The sequence below is a fragment of the Fervidobacterium pennivorans genome, assembly GCF_001644665.1.
GTDB classification, from domain to species: Bacteria; Thermotogota; Thermotogae; order Thermotogales; family Fervidobacteriaceae; genus Fervidobacterium; species Fervidobacterium ngatamarikiense.
Genome location: NZ_CP011393.1, coordinates 1,362,992 through 1,374,560 on the forward strand (window position 1 = coordinate 1,362,992; position 11,569 = coordinate 1,374,560).

Below are 11,569 nucleotides of genomic sequence, written 5' to 3' on the forward strand. Positions count from 1 at the left end.
CAGGATGATCCACAGTCAAAAGGGAGGGCTTAGAAAGATGAAGACTACAGAAACATTTGATATCGAAAAGATACTTGCGTTAAGTGAGGAAGAAATCAACAAACTAACATTTAAGGAACTCATGCAACTTATTGATATGATTAAAAACTACTTTATCTCCTCGGAATTGGATATAGAGAAGCAGATAGAACTTTATGCAAAGGCTATATTGCTTCTCACAAGAGCGAGGGAGAAACTTATCGCAATCAAAAAACAAAAAGAGGAAATAGATAAGAAATACGAGGAATTTTTGAAAAGCGTTGAAGAATAAGATATTTAAGATATTCGGAATAATTCGAGCGCAATGCTGAATAATGATGTATCTAGTAGCAGGTGAGAGAGAATAGGAGGGAGCATATGCACGAAAAGACGGATAAGAATTTCTTCAAAAAGTTTCCAATTCTTTATGTCTTGGTTTTCGCCATCGGTCTTATTTTACTTTTCTTGGATTTCTCATTTCTATCGTTCCTCAGTGATTATATGACCATTGTCGATTTCACAAAAATGGGGATAAGCATCATTTTGATAGCTTCCAGCATCTTTGAAATCATTGTTTATCTTTTCAGCTTTGTTCCTCTCTCAAGGTATGACAGGAATTTTGAAGAATTAAAAGCGCTTGTTACTAACCAAATTAGAGAGAAAGGTCAGACAATCCTTGGTGAATTTCTTTCATTCCGTCCATGGATGACGGATGAATACTTTGTAAAATCCAAACATGGCGTGCCAAAGTATTTTTATCCGGTCTATTATGTTATAATTTCCATTGCCAACAATGTGCTATACATCAATGAAGTTCGTTTTGATATCTTTCATAGGGCCTATCACACCGTTGGTTACAATGTAATACCTTTGAAATCTATTCTCTCGGCAGGTTTTATGCAGGATAGAATTCTTTTCTCCACACTTTCTGGTGAAGATTCTTCAACTGCCTATTTTTTGGAGATTAGGACCCTAAGTGGAGTTGTTAAGGTCCCAATATTTGAAGAAGAAGTAACTAACAAATTTGGGGATATTAACAATATCCGTGACGAAACTATCAACAAACTAACGATTATTGTTCAAACACTTACTCAACAAAAATCAAATTGAGAACCACCATACAAAACTTTCTAACGATGAGTATACTTGCTTTTATGGAGAATTAGCTTCATTTTTTTGAGAAAGCAGTCGTAAAACTTATCAATTAAGCTAAAAAAATCAATTCTAGGGAACTTGTAAGTTACAACCAAATTGTGGTATAATATGTATCAGTCAAATTTGAGTACATATCTCCAACGGCTTTAATCTGACTTAAATGAATTTCTTAAAGATAAAGCATTGAAGGAGGACTGGTAGATTTGGACCCCATTCTTAGTGTTAGGAACTTGAGCACATGGTTTTACCTTGAAGAAGGAGTTCTTAAAGCAGTCAACGATGTTTCATTTGATTTGTCTGAAAACGAAGTTTTGGGGATTGTTGGTGAGACGGGTTCCGGAAAAAGTATTACAGTTAGAAGCATCATGAGACTTATTCACCATCCTGGTAAAATTGTGAACGGTCAGATTATATACAGAGGCCGTGGAAGAGAAGAAGATATTGTAAAGATGGACGAGGATGAACTTACCGAAATCCGAGGTAAAGAGATATCAATGATTTTCCAAGACCCACTTACATCTTTGAACCCACTTTACACGATTGGCGACCAGTTAATGGAAACGATTATTCAACACCAACATGTTGACAGAGCAACAGCGTGGAAACTTGCAGTTGAGATGTTAAGGAAAGTTCAAATTCCTGAACCGGAAAAGAGAATGAACTCGTATCCTTTTGAGTTTAGTGGAGGGATGAAACAGAGGGTTGTTATTGCTATTGCTCTTTCTTGTAATCCGAAGATACTTATAGCTGACGAGCCAACAACGGCACTTGATGTCACCATACAGGCACAAGTTCTTGAATTGATGAAAGACCTTCAAAAAGAATTGAAGACGGGAACAATTTTCATCACCCACGACCTTGGGGTTATTTCTGCAATGGCTGACAGGGTTATGGTAATGTACGGTGGAAGGCAGATGGAATTAGCACCTGCAGAAGATTTGTTCCACAAGCCGATGCATCCATATACCAATATGCTCTTGAAATCTATCCCAAGGGTTGACATAAAGCAAGACAAATTAGAATCGATACCAGGTCAACCACCGAGAATGATAGATGTTCCCGAAGTTTGTCCATTTGCGCCAAGATGTCCAAGAAGACTTGATAAGTGCGCGAAAGAATTGCCACCATTTGCAGAACTTGAACCAGGGCACTTTGCCAGATGCTTTAACCCAGTAGAAGTCGGAGGGGATATAAATGCCAAGTAATGAAGTAGTTATCAGAGTCCAGAACTTAAAAAAATACTTCCCTATATACAAAGGTTTTCTTGTCAAAAAGCATGTTGCAGATGTTAAAGCCGTTGATGAAGTTTCTTTTGAAGTCAAGAGGGGCGAAACGTTTGCTCTTGTGGGTGAATCCGGATGTGGAAAGACAACAACGGCAAGAGTCATGCTAAGACTTATTGATCCAACGGATGGAAAAATAGAAATAATGGGAACTGATATTTCCAGATTGTCGAGAGAAGAACTCTTGCCTTTCAGAAGAAAGATGCAGATAGTATTCCAGAACCCAATTGGTTCTTTGAACCCGAGGATGACGGTTGGACAGATTTTGACAGAACCAATGTTGTTCCATAAGATAGTTAATTCAAAGGAAGAAGCTGACCAAAAAGCTATAGAGCTTTTGAGAATGGTTGGTTTGAAACCATTTCACATGGATAGGTATCCACACCAATTCAGCGGTGGTCAGAAACAAAGGATAGCTATTGCAAGGGCACTTAGTGTTGATCCAGAGATAATATACTTAGATGAACCAACATCGGCGCTTGATGTCTCTGTTCAGGCTCAGATTGTCAATTTGCTTTTGAAGTTCCAAGAAGAACTTGGGTTGACATATGTGTTCATCTCTCACAACCTTGCACTTGTTAGGTTTATTAGCCACCAAGTTGCGGTTATGTATTTGGGTAAGATTGTTGAGATGGGAGATGTAAACGAAGTGTTCGATAATCCTGTTCATCCATACACAAAGGCACTGCTGTCAGCTTCACCAATTCCAGACCCAGCTATTGAGAAGAAAAGGAAAAGAATCATCCTTACGGGAAACGTTCCGAGTCCGATAGCAAGACCAAGTGGTTGTTTCTTCCATCCGAGATGTCCATTCAGAATGCCTATTTGTGAGAAAGAATATCCAGAGATGAAATTTGTTTCTTCAAACCACCAGGCTGCTTGCCACCTGGTAGATAAAAGGGAGGTGTAGGTATGAGGAAGGTTCTCGTGTCGCTTTTGTTAACTCTTGTTGTTTTCTTTGTATTTGCTAACTACCTTGGTTACGACGCAACAGGTAAGAAGGGTGGAACACTCATTCTTCCAACATTGAGCGGTCCAAGAACATGTAACGACACAGTGTCCAAGGAAACAAGCTCATCCGATGTTATTGCTATGTTCATGAGTTGGGGTGGAACACTTATCGAAAGGTCCGCTATCGACGGAAAGTTCTACCCGGCACTTGCGGAAAAATGGGACGGTCCAAGGCTAACAAAAGACGGTGGTATGGAAATTATTTGGTATCTCAGAAAAGGCGTAAAGTGGAGCGATGGTGAACCATTCGATGCAGATGATGTCGTATTCACGCTCAACGAAATCTATACAAACCCTGACATCCCAAGCTCATTCAAAGATGTTATAAGAAGTACAAACGGATATCTACCAAAAGCCACAAAGATCAACGACTACACTGTCAGAATGTACTACCCAGAGCCATTCAGGCTAGCTCTCAGATACCTTGGTGGAATGTACATATTCCCAAAACACAAGGCAGAAAGCTGGGTAAAGAATAAGAAATTTGCAGAGTTCTGGACAGTTGATGCAATCAACAAGAAAGAAATCGTTGGATTGGGACCATTCATTCCTGTTGAATACGTGCCAGACCAATACGTAAGGTTTGTTGCAAACCCGAACTACTGGAAGAAGACAAAAGACGGAGTTCAGCTTCCATTCTTGAAAGAAGTTGTATACAAGATAATTTCGTCCCAAGATGCACAGAAACTCGCATTTGAAAAAGGTGAAATTGACATCTATTCACCAAGAGGAACAGAATTCAACTACTTCAAAGAAAACGAAAAGAAATTCAACATCACAGTTCTTGCATACGGTCCAGCATATGGTACACAATTCATCACATTCAACTGGAACAACAAAGATGCAGCAAAGAGAGAATGGTTCAGAAATGTCCACTTCAGGAAAGCAGTTGCATACGCAATGGACAAGAAAAAGATGATCGATACACTCTTCAACGGACTTGCAGTTGAACAATGGTCACCAGTTTCCATGGCATCACCATACTACAATGAAAAAGTCACAGTTAAATACCCGTACGACCTCAACAAAGCAAGAGCAGAACTCAAACTTGGTGGCTTTAGCTGGGACAAGAACGGAAGACTCATCGACAGCAAAGGCAGACCTGTGAAATTCGTAATTGAAACAAATGCTGGTAACACGGTTAGGGAAGGTATGGGTAACATCATTACGGCTGCTCTCAAACAACTTGGTATGGACGTTACATTCGTTCCTGGTGACTTCAACACACTTGTTAACAGAATGCTGAACGTTGGTGACTGGGATGCAATCATCATTGGTTTGACTGGTTCTGATGAACCACAAGGTGGTAGGAACGTTTGGGCAGTTGAAGGTTCACTCCACTTCTGGAACCTTTCACCGAAGGTTGCTGACTGGGTTGAACCAAATGCCTACAGTGTCCCAGACTTTGAAAAGGAAATTGATAAGATATTCGCAGAAAACGTCAGAATTCTTGACGATAACGTCGTAAAAGACTACTGGTCGAAATTCCAGAAAATTGCATCCGAAAACTTACCACTTATCTACACAGTTAACTCACTCAGGCTCTTTGCATGGAGGAACACTGTTAAGAACGTCAAGATTACACTGCTTGGCGGAACAACATGGAACCTTGATTGGCTCTGGAAAGAAGAATAATTTTATCAAGTTGTTATTCTCGGGCGGGCTTTCGCCCGCCCATTATTAGATTTTTTGTGGTCTGATACTTTTGTAAGTGTTTCTCTCATACATCAAATTGTGAAAGGTATGCTAAAAAGATGAACAAGGGAGAGGTGAACTGGGTTGATAAAATACATCGCACGCAGGCTTATCATAATGTTGCCAGAGTTGTGGATAATAACAATCATAGTATTTGCACTCATACAATTATCGCCTGGAACTTTCTTAGACCAGTACAAACTTGATCCATCAGTTTCGCAAGAGACACTTAAAGCTATGGAAAAAGAACTTGGGTTAGACAAACCAGCCATTGTTCAGTATTTTTACTGGCTCGGTAAGGTAGTTAGAGGTGACTTTGGTTATTCGTTCTATTACAGAAGACCTGTTGCTTCGCTTATAGGCGAACGTTTACTTGGAACATTTGTTTTGTCACTCTACTCGTTTGTCTTATCATGGATTATAGGCGTTGTTTTAGGTATTGTGTCGGCATTGAAGAAATACACACTTACCGACAAGATTCTCACAGTTGTTGCGTTCAGTGGACTCGCACTTCCAGGCTTCTTCCTTGCACTTGTGCTTTTATATATGGCTGCACGTACTGGTTGGTTCCCAATCGGTGGTATGTACAGTCCGGAAACATCTCGACTCGACGTATGGAATGCGTTTAAAGATATCTTCTGGAGAATGCAATTACCAGCTTTTACATTGACCTTCGGTGGTTTCGCAGGTTTGATGAGATATATGAGAGGTTCATTGCTTGATGTTCTTAATGAAGACTACGTTGAATTTGCTCGAGCGAAAGGAATGCCCGAAAGGGTTGTTATATACAAACATGCTTTAAGAAATGCTATCAATCCGTTGATTACGATGTTTGGTTATAGCCTTTCTGGTTTGTTGAGCGGTGCTGTCATTACTGAAACTATCTTCTCCTGGCCAGGACTCGGTAGGTTGACATATCAAGCATTGTTGCAAAAAGATTACTACGTTGTCATGGCGAGTACTGTTATCGGAACCGTTTTGCTTGTTTTAGGAAACCTTGTTGGCGACATACTACTTGCGGCGGTTGACCCGCGCATTAGATACGAGTAATGAGGGAGGCTTTGAGATATGGCTGAAGATAAAAAGAAAAACATTAATCAAGTTCCTCAGGACAATACTAACAATACCGTTGAGAGTACAGAAGGTATAGACTTCGAAGAAGTTTACCTTACGCGTGGTCAACTGATGTGGCGAGCTTTCAAGAAAAACAAGCTTGCAATGTTCGGTATGTGGGTTCTCATTATCATGTACATTGCCATGATTTTTGCAGACTTTCTGGCACCATATGACCCATTTAAGCAGAATTTGAACCACTCTTTGAAGAAACCTACAACTGTCATGATGAAATATAGCGTTCCGGACCTCAAAATAACGATGGCTCCGTATGTGCTTCCAGAAGTTAGTTATATTGATAAACTGGACTACACTCAGAATTTTAAGACCATGCTATTTCCGAGTAGGATAAAAGTCAAACTAAACGATGGCACAGAACTCGCAATAATTGATAAACATGTTGTTGAGATGAAAGAGGATGGCAAAATTGTACCGAAATACCTTCCGAAGGGAAGGAAACTCGATGAGAAATTCATTCTTGCAGAATCGATAAAACTAGTTGTCAGAACAATTGGTTATGCCCAAGTGGACGGTCAATGGGTGCAGTATAAAGATGAGACAGAAGATTTGGATGCACTCGTATTTGGAGTAGATAACAAGATATTGGAGCAGGGTAGGAACGAAAGGGTAACAAATTCAAGAACAGCAAGGTCTTTTGTAGCACAAAATGAAGGGTGGAAGTTTGGATTCTACGCAACAAACGAACAAGAAGCTATGGAACGTTTGACTGCTGTAAAGCTTGAGCAAGAACTTGTGGGTATCAAGTACTATGACTCAGATTTTAACGAACATGAAATATCGCTTGATGAAGCAAAAATATTGTCTTATGATTACAAATTCTACCCTATAAAATGGTTTGTCAAATCTTGGGGACCTGATAGAACAGACCCAGAAAGGGTAGGTTATCTATTCTGGATTATCCCGCTTCACTACCACTTGTTTGGAGTAGACAACTACGATAACAACGAATATGTGTCGATAAACATATTCGGTGCAGATAGGTACGGTAGGGATGTTTGGAGCAGAATTATATTCGCATCACGTGTTTCATTGACGATAGGTTTCATTGGTTTGTTTGTTACATTGACGCTCTCGCTCTTCTTTGGAGCGCTCGCAGGGTTCTATGGCGGAATAGTTGATGAAGTTATCATGAGGTTCTGTGAAATATTAATGGCAATACCAGGATTCTACCTGTTACTCTTGTTACGTGCAGTTCTTCCAATAGACTTACCAAGTTCCCAGACATACATGCTATTGATATTCATCCTTGCATTCCTTGGTTGGCCCGGTAGGGCAAGGATTATCAGGGGACAAATTCTGGCGGAAAGACAAAGAGAGTATGTTGAAGCAGCAATCGCGCTTGGGTTCCCAGATACACGTATTATGTGGAGACACATCATACCAAACCTTGCAACGTACATTATCGTAAGTTCAACACTTTCAATACCAGGTTACATCCTTGGTGAGGCAGGTCTTTCATACCTTGGACTCGGAATTAGAGAACCATCTGCATCGTGGGGTAATATGCTAACTGCCGCACAGGATGTTTACATACTCGAAAAGGCTCCTTGGTTACTCATCCCAGGTGCGTTCATATTCATCGTGGTTCTTGCGTTTAACTTTGTTGGTGATGGTCTCAGAGATGCATTTGACCCAAGAGCACTCGGGTAATTTAATAAAAAATTGTAAGAAAAAGTGGCGGTTTTCCCGCCACTTTTTTACTTATTTACTTACCGCATCTTTCAATTTTCATACTTTAACCAATCGACAATCTCTTGCACATAGCCAAAAGCGAGTGCAACGACCGTATCAGCAGCACCGTAATAAATAGCGAGACGCCCCGTATCCCCATCAACAAGACAGGCAACTGGAAATACAACATTCGGAACATCTCCAACACATTCGTAAAGAGTTTGTGGTGAGAGCAAATACGATTTCGAGCGTTTAATAACCTTCCATGGCTTATCAAGGTCTAGTAAGGCTGCACCAAAACTGTAAACATATCCGTTGCAAGAGAGTAAAACCCCGTGGTAAAAAAGCAACCATCCTTCGCTTGTTTCTATAGGTGCAGGACCTGCCCCGATTTTCAGTGATTGCCAAGGTGTGTAACCGGCACCCATGACAAATCTATGTACGCCCCAATGAACCATGTCTGGACTTTCACTGTAAAAAATATCGCCGAAAGGGGTATGACCGTTATCCGAAGGCCTGCTTAGCATTGCGTATTTCCCGTTAATCTTGCGTGGAAAGAGAACACCATTTCTGCTAAACGGTAGAAAAGCGTTCTCAATTTGATAAAATTTCTCAAAATCAAAGGTATATCCAACCCCTATTGTTGGTCCGTGGTATCCGTTACACCAAGTAATCCAGTATCTATCTTCAATAAAAACTACACGTGGGTCATATTTGTATTCACTTTCTACCGGTTCGCGGGTTTCTTGTATAAATTCAATGGGTTTATCGTCTATCTCCCAGTTAATCCCATCCTTACTAAAACCTCTACGTATGTTCATCCTTCTTTGTTTATCGTCTACTCTAAAAACACCAGCAAATCCTTCTTTGAAGGGCACAACCGCACTGTTGAAGATGCTGTTAGAATCTTTCGCTTGGTCTCTTCGGATGATTGGGTTTTTTGAATATCTCCAAACAACGTTGCTGCAACCTTCTGGCCTATCCTCCCACGGGATATTAGGCAAGCTTTGGGTAAGTATCTTCATATAAATCCCTCCAATTTTTCAAAGATAATGTTAACTAAAAGTATTGAAACTTTCCAAAAACCGCATTATCCTTATAAAGAGGGGACACCCCCCAACCAACTCTCGACAAAAGAGGTATCCCGATATGAACAACTCAACGCTCTCTTGTCCAAAATGCGGTTCCACCAGCTTATACAAAAACGGTCATGACAAATACGGTAACCAACAATTCCTTTGCAAACTCTGCCATCATTTTTTCAAAGTTTCCCATTCTCACAAACGCAAAAACTTCCCTTTCCCTTATCCCAAATGCCCTTCTTGTGGTAAATCTAAGGCTTTTGTGTAGTGAAGAATCTTTGGAAAACGCACAATGGTAATATCAATCTCATTCTTTCACACTTACACTCTTTCATCACTACAAGTTAACACTATCTTTCAAATAAAATCCTTCATTTACTCTTTGCCTGTGCCAACCACAGCTGTTGCCAATGGTTCGATCCAGTTTTGAGACCATTTATCGTATATGCCAAATCCTGCACAAAATTCCCAATACGCGTATGAAAATCCAAATTCTTCCGCCATTTTTCTCACACTTTCGGTCCACTTAACCCTTGAGTCCATGTCTGCTTTTGAATAAGCACCGAATTCACCAAGAAAGATTGGCACGTTATTTTGCTTTGCCCAGTCACTCACGTATTTGAAATGACTTCTGATTTGGTTAATTTCCCATTCCTCGCCATTCCACTTAACCCAAACAGGTGGGATGGGATTAACCCATTCGGCACCCTGATGTGTGAATTTGAAAGGTTCGTAGTAATGGAAGGAGACTATGATGCGTTTGTCGTTGACTAATTTTAGACTTCTCACTGCGCTATAGTGTGCCCAGTTTGGAGCATCGATAATGACAATCCGGGTTGGATTGCTCTCCCTGATAACTTTGAGCACTTTTGGATAAAGTTCGTTCCATTTTTCAGCTGTCAAATTCTGAGCAGGCTCGTTGTAGATTTCAAAGAACAGATTTTCCGGGTAATCTTTAAAGAATTTTGCAATCTGTCTCCAAATTTCCACCAAGACATTGCCGTATTTATCCGGTTCTTGATAAAGTTCTTCAAAATGGTGCGTATTGATGATTACTGTTAGATTATTCTCAAGAGCCCTATCGACAACATGCTTAACTCTTTCGAGAAAATTCCTGTCAATATCATATGGTGGCTTTTCGGATATATGTGCTGACCATCTTATGGGAATCCTAACAGAATCAAATCCCCTTTTCTTTATTATCTCAAAATATTCATCCTCAATTCTTACTCCCCAAGCTCCTTCGAAAGGAGCTTCTAAAGCATTTCCAATATTTACTCCTTTACCTATAATTTTGTTGTATTCAAGTGCTGAGTTGCTATCACTTTCAGCAACTGACTGATCCATGCTATTCACTCCTTTGTTTGGTTCATTTTTTCCACACTGAGTGGATGAGATTAGGAGCATAACAAGAAACAGGATGCAAATAAGAACATATCTGAAGTGTCTTTCTACCATACTACTCACCTCTTATAAATCAAACTCTTCACTTTACAACAGCATTTGAAATGTTCTTTACCGACGCACGTTCAACAATTTTTGTTGGAAGAACAACGTTTCGATGTATCTTCGGTCCTGTTCCTAGGATTCTTTCGATGAGAAGTTGTGCAGCCGTTTGTCCCATTTCCCACCTTGGTTGATGTATTGTTGTTAGTGGTGGATACAAAAATTCCGAGTATGGGGCGTTATCAAAACCAATTATCGATACATCTTCTGGAATAGAGAGGCCTAATTCTCTCAAAGCTCGCATCGCACCTATCGCTGACCAGTCGTTTATGCAGAAGACTGCGGTGAAATTCTTTCCATACTTTTTCAAATGGTTCATAACTCCTTCATAACCATGTTCTGGTTCGTATCCTTCATTTTCGCTGAAATAGATTTCTACATCTTTGTGCCTTTCCAAGAACTTTTTTATCCCTTTTTCCCTTTGCACAGCTGCAGGTGAATAATGAGGACCTCTCAAGAAGAGAATCTTTCTGTGACCATTTTGGTAAAGGTATTTTAACGCAGTTAGGGCACCTGAAATGTTGTCTATATTCACCGAGTCGCATAGTATTTCTTCAATATAATAATCAAGAGCTACAATTGGTACACCACTTTTGATGAATGGTTCAATGTAGTTTAAACCACCTAGGAGTTCGCAAAGGATAACTCCATCGATTTTTCTTTTGAAAAACTGGTCAAGAACATGCTTTTCCACTTCTGGCATCATTTTTGGAACAGATACCATCACTTCAAAATTATGCTTGCTTGCGTAATCTTCGATTGCCATAGCGATTTCATTGTAATGATACCCTCTTAAATCAGGCAATAAGACACCTATTGTGTATAACAAATCCGATGCCTTCCGTAAAGAAGGCATCGGTTTATAGCCTAGATGTTTGATTGCCCGAAGTACCTTCCTTCGAGTATCTTCACTGACATTTTTCGCACCATTTAATACCCTTGAAACCGTAGCAATTGAAACACCTGCTTCCCTAGCAACGTCAAAAATGTTGGGCATTCAAACACCCCTTAACT

Annotated in this window: 11 protein-coding genes; 8 read left to right on the forward strand and 3 right to left on the reverse strand. The window is 40.1% G+C overall.

Annotated features, from left to right (window positions below; genetic code table 11):
• The first annotated feature begins 37 nt into the window (after positions 1-37).
• The 7 genes from JM64_RS06375 (at position 38) to JM64_RS06405 (ending at position 7,946) form a co-directional block, all read left to right on the forward strand.
• Positions 38-310: an exodeoxyribonuclease VII gene (locus tag JM64_RS06375; protein ID WP_082868335.1), complete on the forward strand. Its 273-nt coding sequence runs from the start codon at positions 38-40 to the stop codon at positions 308-310.
• 86 nt (positions 311-396) lie between these two features.
• Positions 397-1,128, forward strand: coding sequence for a hypothetical protein (locus tag JM64_RS06380; protein ID WP_064011938.1), 732 nt, complete (start codon positions 397-399; stop codon positions 1,126-1,128).
• 248 nt (positions 1,129-1,376) lie between these two features.
• Positions 1,377-2,378, forward strand: a complete 1,002-nt coding sequence (locus JM64_RS06385; protein WP_064011939.1) for an ABC transporter ATP-binding protein — start codon at positions 1,377-1,379, stop codon at positions 2,376-2,378.
• A complete protein-coding gene (locus JM64_RS06390; RefSeq protein WP_064011940.1) occupies positions 2,368-3,366 on the forward strand; it encodes an ABC transporter ATP-binding protein in 999 nt (332 codons plus the stop codon). The genes JM64_RS06385 and JM64_RS06390 overlap by 11 nt, the downstream gene beginning before the upstream one ends.
• A 2-nt stretch (positions 3,367-3,368) precedes the next feature.
• The gene (locus JM64_RS06395) at positions 3,369-5,102 is read left to right on the forward strand and encodes an ABC transporter substrate-binding protein (RefSeq protein WP_064011941.1); all 1,734 of its coding nucleotides are present in this window, start codon (positions 3,369-3,371) and stop codon (positions 5,100-5,102) included.
• A 144-nt stretch (positions 5,103-5,246) separates the two neighbouring features.
• Positions 5,247-6,212, forward strand: coding sequence for an ABC transporter permease (locus tag JM64_RS06400; protein WP_064011942.1), 966 nt, complete (start codon positions 5,247-5,249; stop codon positions 6,210-6,212).
• An 18-nt stretch (positions 6,213-6,230) separates the two neighbouring features.
• On the forward strand, positions 6,231-7,946 hold the full coding sequence (locus JM64_RS06405) for an ABC transporter permease (protein WP_064011943.1): 1,716 nt from the start codon (positions 6,231-6,233) through the stop codon (positions 7,944-7,946).
• Positions 7,947-8,017: 71 nt separating this feature from the next.
• On the opposite strand, the gene JM64_RS06410 is transcribed toward JM64_RS06405, so the two are convergent.
• Entirely contained in the window at positions 8,018-8,992 is a 975-nt protein-coding gene (locus JM64_RS06410) for a glycoside hydrolase family 130 protein (RefSeq protein ID WP_064011944.1), read from the reverse strand.
• 124 nt (positions 8,993-9,116) lie between these two features.
• On the opposite strand from JM64_RS06410, the gene JM64_RS10045 reads away from it, so the two are divergent.
• A complete protein-coding gene (locus JM64_RS10045) occupies positions 9,117-9,317 on the forward strand; it encodes an IS1/IS1595 family N-terminal zinc-binding domain-containing protein (protein WP_231882309.1) in 201 nt (66 codons plus the stop codon).
• Between the two features lie 107 nt (positions 9,318-9,424).
• Here JM64_RS10045 and JM64_RS06415 read toward each other — a convergent pair whose 3' ends face one another.
• A complete protein-coding gene (locus tag JM64_RS06415; protein ID WP_231882311.1) occupies positions 9,425-10,396 on the reverse strand; it encodes a glycoside hydrolase family 5 protein in 972 nt (323 codons plus the stop codon).
• Positions 10,397-10,535: 139 nt separating this feature from the next.
• Positions 10,536-11,552 (reverse strand): LacI family DNA-binding transcriptional regulator, encoded by a 1,017-nt coding sequence (locus JM64_RS06420; RefSeq protein WP_014452321.1) that lies wholly within the window; start codon positions 11,550-11,552, stop codon positions 10,536-10,538.
• Positions 11,553-11,569: the final 17 nt, after the last annotated feature.